Annotated in this window: 18 protein-coding genes; 7 read left to right on the top strand and 11 right to left on the bottom strand. The window is 69.1% G+C overall.

Translation table 11 applies throughout. The annotated features are described in order from the left end of the window. Position 1: 1 nt before the first annotated feature. On the bottom strand, positions 2-1,279 hold the full coding sequence (locus tag OG883_RS11600; RefSeq protein ID WP_266538676.1) for a beta-ketoacyl synthase: 1,278 nt from the start codon (positions 1,277-1,279) through the stop codon (positions 2-4). Further along, a complete protein-coding gene (locus OG883_RS11595; protein ID WP_266538673.1) occupies positions 1,276-1,710 on the bottom strand; it encodes a cupin domain-containing protein in 435 nt (144 codons plus the stop codon). Before OG883_RS11595 ends, OG883_RS11600 begins: the two co-directional genes overlap by 4 nt. 183 nt (positions 1,711-1,893) lie before the next feature. Between OG883_RS11595 and OG883_RS11590 the strand changes: the two genes are divergently transcribed. After that, positions 1,894-2,280, top strand: coding sequence for a SchA/CurD-like domain-containing protein (locus OG883_RS11590; RefSeq protein ID WP_266538671.1), 387 nt, complete (start codon positions 1,894-1,896; stop codon positions 2,278-2,280). Between the two features lie 10 nt (positions 2,281-2,290). Further along, positions 2,291-3,709, top strand: a complete 1,419-nt coding sequence (locus tag OG883_RS11585) for a multicopper oxidase family protein (protein ID WP_266538668.1) — start codon at positions 2,291-2,293, stop codon at positions 3,707-3,709. A 124-nt stretch (positions 3,710-3,833) separates the two neighbouring features. Here OG883_RS11585 and OG883_RS11580 read toward each other — a convergent pair whose 3' ends face one another. The 6 genes from OG883_RS11580 to OG883_RS11555 all read right to left on the bottom strand — a co-directional run bounded on the left by OG883_RS11580 (position 3,834) and on the right by OG883_RS11555 (position 7,442). Continuing rightward, positions 3,834-4,289, bottom strand: a complete 456-nt coding sequence (locus OG883_RS11580; protein ID WP_266538666.1) for a DUF1772 domain-containing protein — start codon at positions 4,287-4,289, stop codon at positions 3,834-3,836. 5 nt (positions 4,290-4,294) lie between these two features. Continuing rightward, positions 4,295-4,675 (bottom strand): SchA/CurD-like domain-containing protein, encoded by a 381-nt coding sequence (locus OG883_RS11575; RefSeq protein ID WP_266538663.1) that lies wholly within the window; start codon positions 4,673-4,675, stop codon positions 4,295-4,297. Next, positions 4,675-5,436 carry an SDR family NAD(P)-dependent oxidoreductase gene (locus OG883_RS11570; RefSeq protein WP_266538659.1) on the bottom strand — a complete coding sequence of 254 codons (762 nt, stop codon included), beginning with the start codon at positions 5,434-5,436 and terminating at the stop codon, positions 4,675-4,677. Before OG883_RS11570 ends, OG883_RS11575 begins: the two co-directional genes overlap by 1 nt. Next, positions 5,433-5,693 carry an acyl carrier protein gene (locus OG883_RS11565; protein WP_266538656.1) on the bottom strand — a complete coding sequence of 87 codons (261 nt, stop codon included), beginning with the start codon at positions 5,691-5,693 and terminating at the stop codon, positions 5,433-5,435. The genes OG883_RS11570 and OG883_RS11565 overlap by 4 nt, the downstream gene beginning before the upstream one ends. After that, entirely contained in the window at positions 5,690-6,028 is a 339-nt protein-coding gene (locus tag OG883_RS11560) for a TcmI family type II polyketide cyclase (protein ID WP_266538653.1), read from the bottom strand. The genes OG883_RS11565 and OG883_RS11560 overlap by 4 nt, the downstream gene beginning before the upstream one ends. Before the next feature lie 160 nt (positions 6,029-6,188). Then, the gene (locus OG883_RS11555; protein WP_266538650.1) at positions 6,189-7,442 is read right to left on the bottom strand and encodes an aldehyde dehydrogenase family protein; all 1,254 of its coding nucleotides are present in this window, start codon (positions 7,440-7,442) and stop codon (positions 6,189-6,191) included. A 480-nt stretch (positions 7,443-7,922) separates the two neighbouring features. Here OG883_RS11555 and OG883_RS11550 point away from each other — a divergent pair, with 480 nt between their 5' ends. Both OG883_RS11550 and OG883_RS11545 read left to right on the top strand, forming a co-directional pair. After that, a complete protein-coding gene (locus OG883_RS11550; RefSeq protein ID WP_266538647.1) occupies positions 7,923-9,002 on the top strand; it encodes an IS110 family transposase in 1,080 nt (359 codons plus the stop codon). A 199-nt stretch (positions 9,003-9,201) separates the two neighbouring features. After that, positions 9,202-10,440 (top strand): hypothetical protein, encoded by a 1,239-nt coding sequence (locus OG883_RS11545; protein WP_266538643.1) that lies wholly within the window; start codon positions 9,202-9,204, stop codon positions 10,438-10,440. A 73-nt stretch (positions 10,441-10,513) separates the two neighbouring features. On the opposite strand, the gene OG883_RS11540 is transcribed toward OG883_RS11545, so the two are convergent. The 3 genes from OG883_RS11540 to OG883_RS11530 all read right to left on the bottom strand — a co-directional run bounded on the left by OG883_RS11540 (position 10,514) and on the right by OG883_RS11530 (position 13,130). Further along, positions 10,514-11,368, bottom strand: coding sequence for an AfsR/SARP family transcriptional regulator (locus tag OG883_RS11540; protein ID WP_266538640.1), 855 nt, complete (start codon positions 11,366-11,368; stop codon positions 10,514-10,516). A 35-nt stretch (positions 11,369-11,403) separates the two neighbouring features. Further along, a complete protein-coding gene (locus OG883_RS11535) occupies positions 11,404-12,171 on the bottom strand; it encodes a thioesterase II family protein (protein WP_266538637.1) in 768 nt (255 codons plus the stop codon). Between the two features lie 116 nt (positions 12,172-12,287). Beyond that, entirely contained in the window at positions 12,288-13,130 is an 843-nt protein-coding gene (locus OG883_RS11530; protein ID WP_323180897.1) for an AfsR/SARP family transcriptional regulator, read from the bottom strand. A gap of 277 nt (positions 13,131-13,407) precedes the next feature. Between OG883_RS11530 and OG883_RS11525 the strand changes: the two genes are divergently transcribed. From OG883_RS11525 to OG883_RS11515, 3 genes are all read left to right on the top strand, one after another. Then, positions 13,408-13,767 carry a hypothetical protein gene (locus OG883_RS11525; protein ID WP_266538634.1) on the top strand — a complete coding sequence of 120 codons (360 nt, stop codon included), beginning with the start codon at positions 13,408-13,410 and terminating at the stop codon, positions 13,765-13,767. Positions 13,768-13,774: 7 nt separating this feature from the next. Then, positions 13,775-16,048, top strand: a complete 2,274-nt coding sequence (locus tag OG883_RS11520; protein WP_266538631.1) for a TOMM precursor leader peptide-binding protein — start codon at positions 13,775-13,777, stop codon at positions 16,046-16,048. 97 nt (positions 16,049-16,145) lie between these two features. After that, positions 16,146-17,390 (top strand): sensor histidine kinase, encoded by a 1,245-nt coding sequence (locus OG883_RS11515; RefSeq protein WP_266538628.1) that lies wholly within the window; start codon positions 16,146-16,148, stop codon positions 17,388-17,390.

Raw genomic sequence — 17,390 nt, 5'->3', positions numbered from 1 at the left:
GTCAGCTCCTCCCGTACTCGACCGCGCCGGGGCGGGCCAGCAGCATGGCGCTCTGGAAGCCGCCGAAGCCGCTGCCGACGCTGAGCACCACGTCCATCCGGTGCTCCCGGGCGGTCAGCGGCACATAGTCCAGGTCGCACTCCGGGTCGGAGGTGCGCAGATTCGCGGTGGGCGGTACCACCTGGCGGTCCAGCGCCAGGGCGCAGGCCGCGACTTCGATGGAGCCGATGGCACCCAGCGAGTGGCCGACCATCGACTTGATGGAGCTGACCGGCACTTTGTACGCGTGGCCGCCGAGTGTGCGCTTGAAGGCCGCGGTCTCGTGCCGGTCGTTCTGCTTGGTGCCCGAGCCGTGGGCGTTGATGTAGTCGACGGAGGTGGGGGCGAGGTGGGCACGGTCCAGGGCCACCTTGATCGCCTCGGCCATCTCACGGCCGTTCGCCTTCAGTCCGGTCATGTGGAAGGCGTTGCTGCGCCCCGCGAAGCCGACGAGCTCGCCGTAGACATGGGCGCCGCGGCGCTCCGCGGCCTCCTTCTCCTCCAGGACGAGGACGGCGGACCCCTCCGCGAGGACGAAGCCGTCGCGGTCCTGGTCGAAGGGCCGGGAGGCGTGCTCGGGGTCGCCGTTGTTGGGGGAGGTCGCCTTGATGGCGTCGAAGCAGGCGGCGGTGATCGGGGAGAGCGGGGCGTCGGTCGCACCGGTCAGCACGACATCGGCGGTGCCCTCCTCGATGAGCTGGGCACCGTGCCCGATGGAGTCGAGTCCGGAGGTGCAGCCGGTGGAGATCAGGGCGACGGGTCCTTCCGCGCCCACCTCCCAGGCGACCTCGACGGCCAGGGTGCTGGGCACCATGTAGCCGTACAGATGCGGCACTCCATAGGTGTGGTCCACCAGCCAGTGCTTGCCGGCGTCGCTGAGCAGGACGTACTCCTCCTCGAGTCCCATGGTGCAGCCGACGGCGCTGCCGATGCTCACCCCGATGCGCTCGGGCGGGGTGTTCGCGAAGTCGAGGCCGCTGTCCTGGACGGCCTCACGCGCGCTGACCACCGCGAACTGCGCCGCGCGGTCCATCCGGCGGACCTGGCGGGGGTTCAGCCCGGCGGTCACCGGGTCGAAGTCGGCTTCGGCGGCCACCTGCGAACGAAAGGCGCCGGGGTCGAAGAGCGTGATCCGGCGGGTCGCGGTGCGTCCCGCGGAGAGCAGATCCCAGAAGGCTTCCCTGCCGACCCCGCCCGGCGCCACCACACCTATACCGGTGATGACAGCCCTGCGGCTCACTGGGCACCGCCCACCTGGGGGTTGGACTCCTGCGGCCGCTGGACCTTCTCGGTGTCCACATGCCCGAGCTCGGGGCGCGGTGCCAGCGGTGAGAGGTGGAACGCTCCGCTCGCCGTCTCGGTGCCGGTGTTGACCAGCCGGTGGCGTACGCCGATCGGCACCAGCAGCGAGTCGCCGGGACCCAGCGTGATCGGCTGACCGTCCATCGTCATCTCCAGCTGACCGGAGACGACATGCAGGAACTCCTCGGAATACGGGTGGTAGTGCTCGGTTACGAAGTCGCCCGGCTCCAGGGTCAGCACACCGCCGAATCCGGAAGTGCACCCCACTGTCCTGGGGCTGAGCGTCGTCCGGATGTCGCCGCCGCGCCGGGTGTTGGCCTCGACGTCGTCAGCGTGCACCCGCACGGTGCGCGTGATCTCGGTGGTCACTGCCCGCCTCCTCAACGACCTGGTCCGTCCAGTGGCCCGAACCGTCGCAGCCGTTCCTACAGACCGGCTCGAAGCGGCGTTGATGTGCCTGCACCACGGTCCGGTGTACTCGCGCTCGAGCCCGCGGCGAGCTCCGTGGTGCGCCATTTCGTCGCAGGGGTTCATTTCACCGAGGGAGCAGCCATGCCTTTCGCCGCCATCACGTACGACATCAAGGCCGGCTACGAGAAGGAGATCACCGAGATCTTCACCGGCTTCCGCAGGGTGGGCTCCCCCGTCGTCAAGGGCGAGGCGGGCGAGGAGACCGCGCGCATCCTGGCCACCGCCGTCTTCATCCGCGACGACACCATGGTCCGCGTCATCGAGTACCAGGGGGATCTGGGCGCCATCGCCCGGCACATGGCGGTGCAGCCGGGTGTGCGCGAGGTCGAGGAGAAGCTCGCCCCCTATCTGACCAGGCCCCGTGCGACGGACACCATCGAGGGCTTTGTCGCCACCTTCGAGCGGAGCCTGCTCACCTGCATGGCGCAGATGTCCGTACGCGACGCGACAACGCAGTCCACGAACTGAGGGAGATTCCGTGCTGAACCGCAGAAGTCTGCTCAAGGCGGGTACGGCGGCCGGTGTTCTGGCCGCCGTACCCGCTGGTCTGGTTCTCGGGGCGCAGCCCAGGCCCGCCGCGGCGGCCACCACCCCGTTCACCGTGCCGCTGAGGGTGCCGGCGCCGCTGCGCCCGGCCCGGCTGGCCGACTACGACCTCTACCGGCTGACGACGCGGGAAGCCGACGTGGCGATCCTGCCCGGGACGACGTCCAGGGTCCGTACGTTCAACGGGGCGCTGAGCCCGCTGATCGTGGCGCGCCGCGGCCGGCCGGTGGTCATCGAGCAGGCCAATGCCCTCAACGTGCCGTTCTCGATGCATCTGCACGGCGGGCATGTCCCGGCGCACTCCGACGGGCACCCCGACAACGAGGTGGCTCCCGGCCGGCGCCGGCTGTTTCACTACCCCAACACCCAGCTCGCCTCGACGATGTGGGTGCACGACCACTCGCACCACGCGCACGCGGAGAACATCTACCGCGGCGCCGCCGCCACCTATGTGCTGACCGACCCGGCCGAGGACCGGCTGCCGCTTCCCAAGGGGCAGTACGACGTCACGCTGCAGCTGCGCGACGCCAAGATCGAGGAGAACGGCACGCTCGTGTACGACCTGCACGGGTTCCAGGACCGGCCGACGTTCCTGGTGAACGGCTCGCCCAGGCCGTACTTCGAGGTGGCGGCCCGCAAGTACCGCTTCCGGCTGGTCAACACCTCCAACGAGCGGGCCTTCGTACTGCGGCTGGGCGAGGGCGACGAGTTCACGCACATCGCCACCGACGGCGGGCTGCTGCCGGCTCCGGTGCCGAGCCGGATCCTGCAGGTGTGGCCGGCCGAACGGCAGGAGATCGTCGTCGACTTCTCCCGGTACCCGGTCGGTTCGAAGATCGTGCTGCAGACGATGATGACGTTCCCCGGTGAGGCGCCCGAGGTGCTGCGCTTCGATGTGGTGCGCACGGCGCCGGACCCCAGCAGTGTGCCGGGCCGGCTGCGGCCGGTGGCGGACCTGGGTACGCCGACGGTGCAGCGGCAGTTCGCGATGTCCTTCGACCCGCAGACCCAGCAGCATCTGATCAACGGCAAGGCCTTCGACGTCGACCGCGTCGACTTCCGGCCCAAGCTCGGCACCACGGAGATCTGGACGATCGAGAACAAGGACGTGGCGTTCACCATCCCGCACTCTCTGCACCCGCATCTGGACCACTTCCAGGTGGTGGAGCGCAACGGCAAACCGGCCGGGCCGAGCGAGGCGGGGCTGAAGGACACCGTCACGGTGATGCCCGGCGAGAGTGCCCGAATAAAGATCAGGTTCACGGAGTACAGCGGGCTGTACATGTTCCACTGCCATCTGATGGGCCATCTGACGATGGGCATGATGGGTCAGATGGAGATGGTGCGCTGAGGGGTACGTACCGGGCGGGTGTGCCCCTCCCGTAAGCAGCCCCGCACACCGCCCCGCACACTGCCCCGCACGCCACCCCGTACACGGCCCGGTACACAGCAGAACCGCCGCGGCGGTCACCGTGTCAGATCACGGTGACCGCCGCGGCATTGAGCACGAGCGCGATGACGGCGAGCCAGGTACGCAGCAGGTGCCACCGGCGCCAGAGTGGGCGCGGGTCCTGCCAGTCCGTGGGCAGCTCGTCGGGGTTCTCGACGGCTTTCACCCTGCGGTTGATGGGCACGTTGCACAGATGCGAGACGGCGGAGACCCCCAGCAGCAGCACCGCGGCGACGGCGAACAGGACCTGTGCGGCACTGTCGTCGGCGATGACGGCGAGTACCACGGTCAGCAGGGTGGAGGTGAGGACGACGACCGGCATGGTCGGGTCCCAGTTGCGGCCCAGCAGTTTGTGCGCGTACACGTAGGTGCCCGTCTCCATCGCGAAGAGCGCGGGGAGCACACTCAGCGCGACGGCGAAGAGCACCCCCGCGGTGACACCGCTGCCGAGGAGAACAGCCGTCCCCAGCACCTCGGTCATGGCACTTACGCCCCGGCCGGGTGGGAGTCGACGGTGAGCTGGGCGATGGACCGCATCGTGGCGTTGCGGAAGTACGCCGCGAAGCCGGCCGGCGAGGAGGTGTCCCGCTCCTCGGCCAGATAGGGCTGGAGCTTCTCCTCCAGGATGTGGACCCCCTTCTGGGTGGCCATGTGGCGGCCGATGGCGGCGAAGTCGCCCTCGTAGTGGATGACGCGGACCATCACGTCGTCCTTGATGAACACCCCGGTGCCCAGGAGCCGTCCGGCGGCCGCGCCGTCGTCGGCCCGGTAGTCGGGGGTGTCGACGCGGGTGAAGTGGGCGAAGATCTCCGCGATCTCGTCCTCGTGCCCGGGCTTGACCCGGTAGGTGATCGCTGCGTACGGCATCAGATTCCTCCATCGACGGTGATCGTGGCACCGGAGACATAGCGGGAGGCGTCCCCCGCCAGGAAGAGCACGGCTCCGGCCACGTCCTCGGGCCGGCCGAGCCGGCCCAGGGCGGTCATCGCGGCGATCCGCTCCCGCAGTTGCGGCGGCAGATCTCCGCCCCTCTCGCTCTCGGTGACTCCCGGGGCCACGGTGTTGACGCGGATGCCACGCGGCCCGAGCTCCTTGCACAGCGCACGGCCGAGGCCGACGAGGGCAGCTTTGGAGGCGGAGTAGTGGGCGCTGAAAGGCCGGCCGCGCAGGGCGACCGAGGAGCCGATGTTGACAATCGACGCGCCCTCGGAGAGCAGGTCGAGCACGGACTGGGTGACCAGATAGGCGGAGGTGACATTGTGGTCGAACAGCCGCTGCCACTCCGCCGCGTCCAGATCGCCGAACTTCGCGTGGCCGTCGATGCCGACGTTGTTCACCAGCACCTCGAGCCCGCCGAGCCGCTCCTGGCAGGCCTGGGCGAGCGCCCCGGCTCCGTAGGTGGTGGTGACGTCGGCGCGAACGGTCAGATGTCCGGGGCCGAGCGCGTCCAGCTCCCGTGCGAGCGAATCGGCCGCCTCGCCGTCCTTGCTGTGTCCCGCCACCACCCGGGCCCCGGCACGGGCGAAGGCCAGCGCCGCCGCCCGTCCGATGCCGCGGGTGCCTCCGGTGACGAGCACGCGTTTGCCGGTCAGACCCGAGGTGATGGCGTCTTCCACAACCGTGCTCATGCCGTCTCGGGGAGGTTGGCGTTGATCATCTTGAGCAGGATGCGCGGCGTCTCGGCCTCCACCACCGCGTCGTCGGAGAGCTCGACGCCGTGCTCCCGCTTGATGACTCCGGTCACCTGGAGCAGCGCCAGCGAGTCATAGCCGAGGTCGATGAAGGGAACGTCGAGTACCGCGTCGCTGTCGAGGTCGATGCCCTCGGACTCGCCCGCGCATTCGCGAAGCTTGCCGGCAAGCTCCGCCAGGGTGAACTCGCTCACTGGATCCGTCCTCCCTCTTTGGTCCAGATGTAGAAGGACTGCGCCATCGCGTCCTTGGGCTCCCGCCAGTTGGGGTCGTACGGCGAGACGCACTCGGCGAGCCGGGTGTTGATGTCGTCGTAGAGCGGGTGGCTGCGGGCCTGGTAGAGGCGGGGGCTGATGTCCTCGTCGGCCTCCACCAGATGGAAGTAGAGGTCGTGGAAAGTGAACAGCGACCGCCTCGCCACACCGATCATGTGGGGCAGCTCGCTCGAGTCCGAATCCTCGAAGATCTTGGCGATGTCGCCGGCCTTGCCCGGCTCCATCCGAGCCACTATGAGCGTCCGGTGTGCCACCGTCGGCCTCCTTCGTGGAATGTGCTGGGAAGCCCTGCGGTTGGCGGGCTTGCCAGAACCGTGACAGGCGACGCTGGAGTGCCGCTCGATCCGCCGTCCAACATGACCTGCGGAGCTTTCCCCGGCTTCGGGCCGGCGCCGTACTCCCGTATCGCGACGCTCATCGCAGCGGCCCGGTGATCACCGACTGCCGCAGCCCGGCCTCCGCCGACAGCAGCAGAGGCCGCCCGATCAGCCGTCCGTCGCGCCGGATGCTGCTGGCGTGGACGCCGTACCCGCCGAACGGCTGGTTCCCGTCCTCCACGTCCAGCGCGGTGGCGTTGCGGCTGATGACGGCGGTGCCCAGGGTCTCCCCCGTCAGCCGGGGCTCGCCCAGCGCCGCGACGTACATGCCCCGCTCCAGCTCCTCGGGGCTGCGGGCCCATTCGCGGAGCATCTCCGGGTCCTCGTACGGCACGATGCAGAAGACCGGTGAGAACAGTTCGGGCGGGTGGAAGCCGGCACCCTCGGGAAAGACCAGCAGCGAGGGCTCGACCAGCAGCCGCTCCGGGTCGACCTCACCGCCGCTCACCACATGGTCGGCGTTGGCGGCGAGGAACTCGGCGGCGCTGTTCACGGCGTCGTCGTGGACCAGCGGCGTCAGTACGGTGTCGGGCCAGCTGCGTGCGCCGACGGTGAGTACGGACAGTTCCGCGCGCAGCTGCTCGACGATGGCGTCGAGCCGCAGCCGGTGGACGAAGATGACGTCCGGGCAGAGGGAGTCCTGGCCGGAGTTGTGCAGCCGGGCGCGCAGGATGGCACGGCAGGCGGCGCCGGGGTCGGTGCGGGGGCCGACGATCAGCGGGTTGGGCCCGGAGCCGATGGCGAGGAACAGCGGCCGGTCGCCGACGTCGTTCATCGTGTCGTACGCCTGGGAGGGCCGGCCGGTGAAGACGACCGCGTCGGACTCCGCACAGACCGGCCTGAACTGCCGCCGGGAGATCTCGATCATCTTGATCCGCTGGGCGAGGTCGGGGTCGAGGCGGCTGCCGATCAGCTTGTGCACGGCGTACGCGGTGTCCCGGAACCGGGCCGACGGCCGGATGATCACCTGGTCGCAGTAGAGCGCGGGGATCAGGCCGAACAGGGCGTACGAGTAGAGGATGTTGTTCGACGGCAGGAACACCGAGAGCCGTGCCAGCTGGGGCGGGCGGTTACGGGCCAGCTCCCAGGGAGCTCCGGTCAACGCCCCTATGGAGCGCAGCAGTTCATCGCGGGCGCTGCTGTAGGTGGCGACCCGGGTCAGCAGCGCCAGCAGATCGTCGCGGCAGCTCAGCAGTGCGGAGGCCGACCTCATCGCCTTCTCGTGCGCCGCTTCGAGGTTGGGCCAGATGCGGGTGAACGACTCCAGGACAGGCATGGACGGATTGCTCATCGAGCTGTCTCCTCGCGGCACGGGGGACGCCGGGCAGTGGCGGCGGAAGCCGGTGACTGCCGTAGGTCTCCAGCAGCGCTCGAGACCCTGCGACTAAATTTTCTGCGGCTCTTGGGCACGAGAGACCGCAACTCAGCCCGGTGCAGCGATGAATATCAGGTAAACACAAGACGGAATTCGTGTCCAGGAACATCAGGGGAAAGGGAGAGGAGCGGAGGAATACCCAGGGGGCGGCTTCGCCGACTGACAGTGAGGATGTACGTGAGCGTTCCCCGGCGGGGTCTGACCCACCGACTGACTGACTTCGGGTCCTCAACGGGATTTGTCGGCTCCGGCCGGGGGGCGCTCGCGTGCATCCGCCGGACCGGGGGGCGTGACTTCATAAGAGCCTGGCCAGAGGCCCCATCACTGTCTTGTCCGCCCTCCCGGCCGACGGGTGCCATCCTGCCCGGTCGAATGGAGAGGACGGCACGATCCACGATGGCACAGCATGAGGTCGAGGTCACCGGCGGCGTCGACACCCACAAGGACACCCACACCGCGGCCGCGGTCGACGCGGCCGGCCGGGTCCTGGGCTCGGCCCAGTTCCCCGCCTCCGCGCTCGGATACCGCAAGCTCCTGACCTGGCTCCGCTCCTTCGGCGTCCTGGTCCTGGTCGGAGTTGAGGGCACCGGAGCCTACGGCGCGGGCCTGTCCCGCCACCTGCGTGAACACGACGTGACGGTGGTCGAGATCGACCGCCCGGACCGCAAGACCCGTCGCTGGCAGGGCAAGTCCGACCCGGTCGACGCCGAGGCAGCGGCCCGGGCCGCGCTGGCCGAACGCCGCACCGGCACCCCGAAGTTTCGTGACGGCCGCGTCGAGGCCCTGCGGGCCCTGCGGGTCGCCCGCCGCAGCGCGGTCCAGCAAAGGGCCGACGTCACCCGGCAGATCAAGACCCTGATCATCACCGCACCGGAAGGGGTCCGCACCATGCTGCGGCACCTGAAGGACAAGGACCTGCTGACCATCTGCGCGGCATTCCGCCCCAGCCCCGGCCAGGCGGGCGACCCGGTCACCGCGACGAAGATCGCCCTGCGCTCCCTCGCCCGCCGCCACCGCGACCTGGGCCAGGAGATCGACGAACTGGACGAGCTCATAGCCCCACTCACCCAGGAGATCAACCCGGTCCTGAGCGAGCTCAACGGCGTCGGCCCGGACGTCGCGGGCCAACTGCTGGTCACCGCGGGCGACAACCCCGGCCGGCTCCGCTCCGAGGCCGCGTTCGCGATGCTCTGCGGCGTCGCCCCACTGCCGGCCTCATCCGGCCGCACCCACCGCCACCGCCTCAACCGGGGCGGCGACCGCGCCGCGAACGCCGCCCTCTACCGAATCGTTCTCTGCCGGCTGCGCTGGGACCAGCGCACCCGCACCTACATGGAACGACGCACCAAAGAAGGCCTCTCGAAGAAGGAGATCATCCGCTGCCTCAAGCGGTTCATCGCCCGCGAGATCTTCCACGTCCTGACCACCACCAACGCCACAGCAGCGGCCCCGAGTCACCTCACAACCGCCGCTTGACATCCATAAGAGCATCCCCACCCCTTCGCCGCTGACGAAGGGGCAGGTGGGGCGCCCCGGTGCGCCTTTTTGCATCCCGCCGGCACATTCCTCGATCCGCTCTGTGCATTGACCGACGCATGCACGTCCCGGGGTGTTCCGAAATCTACAGGCGGCACCTTCTCTTCCCCTCCCCAGCAGAACAAGGAGTCAGCCGGAGATGGACAGCACCGAGACAAACGGCCGGACCCTCGTAGTGCCCCGGCAGTCCTACGACGAGCTGTTCGACGTCACCCGTACGCTGCTCGCTCTGGTACGCCGCGCGGTCCTCGCCCTCGGCACCGGATGGCCCGCCCGGGCCGAGGCGCTCGGCGCCGATCCGGACGACTACGCACTGCTGTCGGGGCAGGACAACACCGAGACCGCGTACTGCTCGATGACGGCCCGGTCCGACATCGTCATCGGCGAACACGGCCCGCAGCTGCTCGCGTTCCGACTCGGCGGCGCCTTCGGTGGACCGGTCAGGACGCCTGGTCCGGCGGCCGTGCGGCAGCACACGCACCGGGAGCGCTTCTTCGGGCACGACCCACTGGCCGCGCGGGTGCGCGCCTTGGAGGATGTGTGCGCGAGCCGCGGGTTCCCCAGGGCGGTCGCGGTCATCGGGAGTCCGGGCGGCCTTCAGGACGATGCGGACATCCGCTTCCGGGAACTCATGCTGGACCGTTTCCGCCGCTGCGGCTTCACCGCCGACTTCTTCGAACCCGAGCGGCTGCCCGACGCGCTCGGCAGACCCGGAAATCTGCGGTATCCGCTCGCGCTGCGCCACTTCACCCCGGCCGACCGGACCCGGCGCGGGATCGGCAGGGACCCGGTACGGGACGCCCAGCGCGCGGGGCTCCTCCTTCTCCCGCCGCAGAGCAGCGGTCTGCTCGCCAACAGGAAGGCTCTCGCGCTCGTCTCGGAGGGCCGTCCCTGGATGACCCGTGCCGAACGCCGCCTGGCGGAGCGCCATCTGCCCTGGACCCGCATCACACTCCCGGGCCGCACCCAGTGGCAGGGCGGGGAGCACGAACTCTCCGAGCTTCTCCTCGGCCGGCCGGAGCGGTTCGTCCTCAAGAAGGCCATCGGCACGACGGAGTACCAGGCCCTCATCGGCCGCGACAGCGCGCAGGCCGACTGGGAGCGCGCCGTGGAAGCGGCGTTCATTGCCGAGGACAGTGTCGTCCAGCAGTATGTCGAGCCTGCCACCTGTCGTCTCGAACTCGCCGACGGGGCCCCTGCCTTCACCGGAAATGCCGTGCCGGCCGAGGTCGTCCCCGTACTGAGCCCCATGCTCTTCGGCGACCGGCCGGGTGGGTGCTCGGCCCGGTTCGTCACCGCCGGCGGCCGCGGCTCGGCCGGCGCGGCGGAGAGCGCCGTGCTCGCCCGGACCGGTCGGGGCGAGCACGGGGAAGGGTGACGACAAGGGGAAACGGGCCCCGCGCGGGCCGGCGGTTCAGGCCCGCGACCCGCGGCAGCTCCGGCGTCTGCGTTCAGCGCGCTCTCAGAGCGCGCTCCACGCCCGCTCCCACACCCACTCCCGCGCGGGCCGGCCCGGACTGGATCTCCAGCTCGAGCGCGGACTCCAGCATGGCGCGCTGCAGGTACTGGAGTCGCGGCGACGGGTCGAGCCCGAGCTCCTGGGAGAGCACCGTGCGCAGCCGCTGGTACACCTCCAGGGCGTTGCCGCGCCGCCCGGAGCGGTACAGCGCGAGCATCAGCTGCCCCTGGGTGTCCTCGTGCATCGGATGCTGGGCGGCCAGCCCGGACAGCTCGCCCACCAGCTCGTGGTGGCGTCCGAGCCGCAGGTCCGCCTCGATGCGCTGGTTGAGAATGCTGAGGCGTGACTCCTCGAGCCGGGTGGCCTCTATCTCCAGCAGCGCTCCGCACTGTACGTCGACGAGTGCGGGACCCCGCCACAGGGCGAGCGCCCTGCGGAAGGAGTCGGAAGCCACCGGGCAGTTGCCGCTCTCCAGAGCACGGTGCCCGGTACCGGCGAGCCGTTCGTACTCGCAGACGTCGACGACACCGCCCTGGGTGTCGAGCAGATAGCCGCCGGACTCGGTGACGAGGATGCTCTTGGCCCCGTTGGGCAGTTCGGGCCGGCGTACGCCGCCGATGGCGGCCGCGATGAGGTTGCGCAGTTGCAGAATGTACGTCTGGAGGGTGGTCTGGACGCTGCGAGGCGGGGCTTCGCCCCACAGCTCCTCCACCAGTGTGTTCACCGAGACGACTTGGTCCGGGTGCATGGCGAGCAGGGCGAGGACCTTGCGTGGTTTGACTGCAGTGGGGACAACGGAAACCCCCGACTGGACGACCCGGCACGGCCCCAGCACGCTGATGTCCATATCCGCTACTCCCTTCGAGGCGTTCAGGCTGGCGTTCAGGTTCTGGTGATCGGATGTGATGGGGAGAGAAGGCGCAGTTCTGCGGCGAGCAAGGCGGGCAGTTCCGCGTCACGGACGAAGAAGTGGCCGCCGGCGACCGTCCGCAGATCGAAGGCGGCGCTGGTGTAGCGGCTCCATGCGGCGACCGCCGGGACGGTGGCGACCATGTCCTCGGTGCCCGCGAAGCCGTACAGCGGGCCGGGCAGCCGTTCGCCCGGTCCCTCCCTGAGACTTCGTGCGAGCCGGAGGTCGTCGCGCATGGTGGAGAGCAGGATGCTCAGCCACTTGGGCCGCTCGAGAAGATAGGGCGGCAGGGTACCGTACCGCGCGAGCACGGCCAGCAGTCCCTCGTCGGGCAGATCCGCCTGCTCGACGAGCGCGGTGGGCAGATGCGGTGCGGCGCAGGCGCCGACGCCGACCAGCAGGGGCGGGCGGTGCCCGGCCCGGGCACGGTGCAGCGCGAACCGGTAGGCGACCAGGGCGCCGAGACTGTGCCCGTAGAAGGCATGCGGTCCTTCGAGCAACGGGCCCAGGTGTGTGTCGAGTTCGGCGAGCAGCTGCCCGGAGTCGGTGATGCGCGGCTCCCGCAGTCTGGTCTCGCGGCCCGGCAGTCGTACCGGAAGCACCTGCACATCCAACGGGAAGCGCGGACGCCACCGGGCGAACGTCAGGGCCCCGGCGCCCGCGTGATGGAAACAGAACAGCCGGACAGTCGGCTGGGGCAACTCCGGAATTCCGGGCGACACCGCGAGATAGTGGGTCACGCCGCCTCCTCACACCGCACCGGTTTCGACTAGCGGGCACCGATCGTCACGACCACCGCTGGAAGGCCGCTTGACCGGAGCTGGAGTGTGGTGGGGGGAGGTGGAGCGCGGGGGCGTCAGCCGATGAGCGCGCCGCTGCCACCCGGGCGTCCGGTGCCGTTCCACGCTTCCATGGCTTCCTCACCTCGGAGGATTGCCTGGTGAAGCCGCTGGATTCGGGGAGAGGGCTCGAGGCCCAGTTCCTCGACCAGGGTTTCACGCAGCCGCTTGTAGGCGATCAGCGCATCGGAGGAGCGGCCGTCCGCGCAGTACGCGAGCAATTGCAACGCCCGCAAACTCTCGTGGAGGGGATAGCGCTCGCACAGGGCGCAGAGTTCACCGAGCACTTCACGGTGCCGGCCGAGCCGCAGATCCGCGCCGATGCGCCGCTCCAGCGCCCCGACCCTGCTCTCCTCCAGCCGGGTCACCTCGATGCCGAGATGCCGCCCATGCGGTACGTCGGCCAGTGCCGGGCCGCGCCACAGCTCCAGGGCCGCGGTGAGATTGCCCGATGCGGCCGCCATGTCGCCGACCTCGAAGGCGGTGTGCCCCGCGCCGGTGAGCCGGTCGAACTCCAGGGCATCGACATCCGCCGGCTCCACGTCGAGGAGATAGCCGCCGTGCCGTGTCACCAGCACGTCCTTGTCCCACACTCCTGTGCTCTCGGGGATCACCGACCGCAGTCTGCGCCGCAGTTGGAGAATGTACGTCTGGAGTGTGGTGGGCGCGCTGCGCGGGGGGCCTGCTCCCCAGAGCTCTTCCATGAGGACCGGGACGGGCACGATGTGCTGCGCGTTCAGGGCGAGAAGAGCCAGAATCTGCCTCGGCTTCGAGGCACTCGGCAGCACCGAGACTCCCACGGCTTCACCGTGGAGAGTTCCCAGTACGTCGATGCGCACGCGGTGCCCCCTGTGTGGCATGACCAATTCCTCACCCGATCCGCCGGCCTCTCTGGGCGAGAAACCGTTGGTGAAGACTTGCACGCCTGAAGGTTGCGAAGAAAGTGACCACATCACGACCTTGGTGTGTAGATCACCGAGGCGCAGACCGTGAAATCTTCACATCGAGGGTGGTGACGTCTCCACTGTTCGACACCCGGGCGAGGTGCGCAGACTGCTATCGCATGCACGGCAGGCACCCCCACACGCAAACCCTCGTATCTCCCTGATACGTTCACATCAAACCGGGAGCAGCACGATGTCTGGTTACGCGTTTACGGGAAAGACAACCCACACAACGGGGCGCACGCACATCGACCACGACTGGCGATTCGCCGAGCTGGTCGCGCGGAGTTACCTTCAGCCCGATCTGGCACTGCGCTATGCACTGGAACCGCGGACCGTACTGGCCGAGTTCGGCATGACCACCGGTCCCGACACCGTCATCCCCGCTCTTCCCACGGAAGCGCCTCAGGAGATGACCATCATCAGTCTGACGTCCCTCAAGACGCACCGCTCCACGGAGTCCTTCACCTGCATCGTGTGCGGCTCCTCGCCGGGCCCCGAGACCGCCGACGCCGCCACGGCCGGCGGCCGGCCCCGTGTCGAGACCGTCTGACGGGCTGATGTCCTCCGACCGGCCACGGGTCGGGTTCCGGCGCCATCTTGCCAGCGCCGTCGTACCCGGTGATGCGACGTATCTCGTCTCCGAACAGGGTGTCACCGCCATCGCGAGCGACGCCCTGTCCGTACTGGCCCCCTTACTGGACGGCAGCCGGGACATTCCCGCGCTGGTCCGTGACACTCAGGGGCTGCTGTCACCCGCCCAGCTCGGCAGCCTGCTCGGAAGGCTCACGGAGGAGAATCTCGTACGCCAGTACCCGGCGCCCCATCAGGCCGACTCCCAGGACGGTGCCGCGGCGGCGGCGTTCTGGGAGTCCGCCGGGCTCGAGCCGGTCCGCGAGGCGTACCTGCTGGAGTCGGGCAGTGTGCGCCTGGTCAATCTCACGTCGATCGCCGACCGTGCCGTCCGGGACGCGTTCGCATCTTCCGGGGTACGGATCGGCCCCGACGACCGCAGTGAGCTCACCGTCGTGCTGTGCGAGCACTATCTCGCGGCGGAGCTCGAGGAGATCGACCGGCAGCACCGCCGCAGCGGGCGCCCCTGGCTGCTGACCAAGCCGCACGGCGTCGAGGTGTGGACGGGCCCGGTGTTCCAGCCGGGCTCCGGCGCCTGCTGGAGCTGTCTGGCCTATCGGCTGCGCCATCACCGACAGGCGGAGCAGCACGCGGGAGCGGTGCTGGGGCTGGGCGAGCCGCTCGCCCCGCCGCCCGCCGCCACCGCCGCAAGCCGCTCGCTCGCTCTGCAACTGGTCGCGATGGAGTCGGCGAAGTGGCTCTGCGGGTACCGGCACGAGAACCAGGGGGCCGTGTGGACCCTCGACTCGCTGCGCATGGCGGGCACGCACCACCGGGTGGAGCGCCGCCCTCAGTGTCCCGAGTGCGGCGATCCCGGTCTGATGGGTGCCCGGACCTGGCAGCCGCTGCCGCTGTCCTCGCGGCTGAAGAAGACCCGCACCGGCGGTGGTCACCGGACTCTGACTCCCCGCCAGGTGCTGGCTCGTTACGAACACCTGGTCAGCGGCATCACCGGGGTCGTCAGCACGCTGCAACCCGACCCGCGATGTCCGGAGAGCCTGAACTCCTATACATCCGGGGCCAATCCAGCCCTTCGTGGCACAGGAATGGCCGCCATGCGCTCCGGGCTGCGGATTCACAGCGGAGGCAAGGGCGTCACCGAACTGGACGCCAAAGTGGGCGCCTTGTGCGAGGCACTAGAGCGATATTCGGCCACCTTCCACGGTGATGAGCCGCGTGTCCGGTCCAGCTTCGCCGAGCTGGGTGGCACCGCCCTGCACCCCAATCTCAGCCAGCTCTACCACGAACGCCAGTTCGCCCAGCGCCATCTCTGGAACGCCGTGCAGCCCTTCCCCCAGCATGTTTGCGATCCGTTCGACGAGAACACGGTCATCGACTGGACCCCGGTCTGGTCCGTCTCCCACGGCAACCACCGCATGGTGCCCACCTCGATGCTGTACTACGCCGCCCCGCAACCGGCCGGGGCGAACTACGCCCGGGCCGACTCGAACGGCAACGCCGCGGGCTGCAGCCTCGAGGACGCGGTGCTCCAGGGCTTCTTCGAGCTCGTCGAGCGCGATTCGGTCGCCCTGTGGTGGTACAACCGGACCCGTCAGCCCGGCGTCGATCTCGACTCCTTCGGCGACCCCTGGTTCGACGAGATGAGGAGCTGGTACGCGGAGCTGCACAGGGAGTTCTGGGTACTGGATCTCACGGCCGACCTGGGCATCCCCACGATGGCGGCGGTGTCCCGGTGCACGAAGGGACCGTACGAGAACATCGTGTTCGGGTTCGGCAGCCACTTCGATCCGGCCCTGGCGCTGCGCCGCGCGCTCACGGAGATGAACCAGCTCCTGCCCGCGATGACGGAGACGGCGCCGGGCGAGGGCTACGCCTTCGACGACCCCACGCTGCTGGACTGGTGCCTGCGCAAGACCCTGGCCAACCAGCCCTATCTGACGCCCGATCCGGGGGCGCCGGCACGCAGACGCACGGACTACGACTACACACCCCGCGAGGACCTCCTGGACGACATCAACGCAGCCGAGCGGCTCGTCAGGGCACGGGGCATGGAGCTTCTCGTCCTGGACCAGACCCGGCCCGACATCCAGATCCCCGTGGTCAAGGTGATCGTGCCCGGGCTGCGGCACTTCTGGGCGCGATATGCCCCCGGCAGACTCTTCGACGTACCGGTACGGCTCGGGCGCCGGAACGTCCCGATTGCGTATGAAGAGATCAATCCGATCCCGCTCTTTGTCTAGTTATGGCAGTCGCACACGCGCCGCATCTCCCCTAGGATCAAGCCACTTTCATGCGGGTGCAACGGGGAGACGCATGCTGAATGCGGACCACGCACAAGTGACAACATTGAACAGTCGCAAGCAGATCGAGCCATCGATACCCTTTCGTGGCGGGGGCGACGAGGAGCTGGCCTCCAGGATCGCCCTCGCCATTCTCGTGGTGGCTCTGGCCAGCTATCTGGGCGCCGCGACGCTGCATCTGCTCATGGTGCGCGAAAGCCTGGTGCAGTTGGTCGTCGGCGGATCGGCGCTCGTCGCGATCTTCGTCGTCCAGGTCATCCGGTCGGTGCCGCGCAGCACCCGGCTGCGAAGACGTCACACCTACTGGATCCTGGCCGTCCAGGCGCTGCTGACGTATGTGCCCGTGCTGCTGCTGGGGCCGATCTGGGTGGGCCTGCCCGGCTTCCTCTCCGGAACGCTGCTGCTGTCGTTCCGTCCGCCCTGGTCCTGGCTGACAGCCGGCCTGGTCCTGTCCTCCGTGATGGGCCTGGCCTACTTCCACGGCATGGCACCGCTCGAGGTCGCCTATGTCGGAGTCTCGTGCCTCCTGCTCACCACCACCATCTACGGCCTCACCTGGCTGGCCGAGATGGTGGTACAACTCCGCTCCGCGCAGCGGGAGATCGCCCGGCTCGCCGTGGAGAAGGAGCGGCTGCGCTTCGCCCGCGATCTGCACGATCTGCTGGGCTACAGCCTGTCGGCGATCACCCTGCGCGGCGAGCTGACCCTGCGCCTGATCGACCAGCAGCCGGGCCGGGCCGCGGAAGAACTCTCCACCGTTCTGGAAATCTCCCGCCAGGCCCTGGCCGATGTGCGCGCGGTGGCCCGCAGCTACCGCGATCTCTCCTTCCCCACCGAGCTCGAATCAGCGAAATCCGTATTCCACGCCGCCGGCATTCATATCGAGGTGAAATCCACCCTGGAGGAACTGCCGGAGCAGGTGAGCACGGTGTTCGCCACAGTGCTGCGAGAAGGAATCACCAATATCCTCCGGCACAGCGCCGTACGCCACTGCACCGTCACCGCAAAGAAGACGGACAACGGCACCGCGGTACTTCATGTCGTCAATGACGGGGTGGACGACAGCTCTCGTCCGCATTCTGTGGACGGCGGCTCCGGAATCGGAAATCTCTGCACCCGTATTTCCGCGGTCGGCGGCAGGCTGGTCGCGGGTGTGCGGAAGGACGGCCGTTTCCATCTGGTGGCCGAGGTGCCGCTCCGTGCGCAGGGCCCGGAACCGGTGCGTCCGCTGCGGATCGCACGCGAGGTGGACCGACCCGACGGCGCACGCAGCGCCGTCTGA

The sequence above is a fragment of the Streptomyces sp. NBC_01142 genome (assembly GCF_026341125.1).
In the GTDB taxonomy this organism is placed as follows: domain Bacteria; phylum Actinomycetota; class Actinomycetes; order Streptomycetales; family Streptomycetaceae; genus Streptomyces.
This window is presented reverse-complemented; position numbering and strand designations above follow the sequence as displayed.

Bases quoted from the DNA above. Each gene is read 5' to 3' on its own strand.
- OG883_RS11590 (WP_266538671.1), top strand. From the start codon at position 1,894: ATGCCTTTCGCCGCCATCACGTACGACATCAAGGCCGGCTACGAGAAG.
- OG883_RS11580 (WP_266538666.1), bottom strand. From the start codon at position 4,289: ATGACCGAGGTGCTGGGGACGGCTGTTCTCCTCGGCAGCGGTGTCACC.
- OG883_RS11575 (WP_266538663.1), bottom strand. From the start codon at position 4,675: ATGCCGTACGCAGCGATCACCTACCGGGTCAAGCCCGGGCACGAGGAC.
- OG883_RS11570 (WP_266538659.1), bottom strand. From the start codon at position 5,436: ATGAGCACGGTTGTGGAAGACGCCATCACCTCGGGTCTGACCGGCAAA.
- OG883_RS11555 (WP_266538650.1), bottom strand. From the start codon at position 7,442: ATGAGCAATCCGTCCATGCCTGTCCTGGAGTCGTTCACCCGCATCTGG.
- OG883_RS11550 (WP_266538647.1), top strand. From the start codon at position 7,923: ATGGCACAGCATGAGGTCGAGGTCACCGGCGGCGTCGACACCCACAAG.
- OG883_RS11545 (WP_266538643.1), top strand. From the start codon at position 9,202: ATGGACAGCACCGAGACAAACGGCCGGACCCTCGTAGTGCCCCGGCAG.
- OG883_RS11540 (WP_266538640.1), bottom strand. From the start codon at position 11,368: ATGGACATCAGCGTGCTGGGGCCGTGCCGGGTCGTCCAGTCGGGGGTT.
- OG883_RS11530 (WP_323180897.1), bottom strand. From the start codon at position 13,130: ATGCCACACAGGGGGCACCGCGTGCGCATCGACGTACTGGGAACTCTC.
- OG883_RS11525 (WP_266538634.1), top strand. From the start codon at position 13,408: ATGTCTGGTTACGCGTTTACGGGAAAGACAACCCACACAACGGGGCGC.
- OG883_RS11520 (WP_266538631.1), top strand. From the start codon at position 13,775: ATGTCCTCCGACCGGCCACGGGTCGGGTTCCGGCGCCATCTTGCCAGC.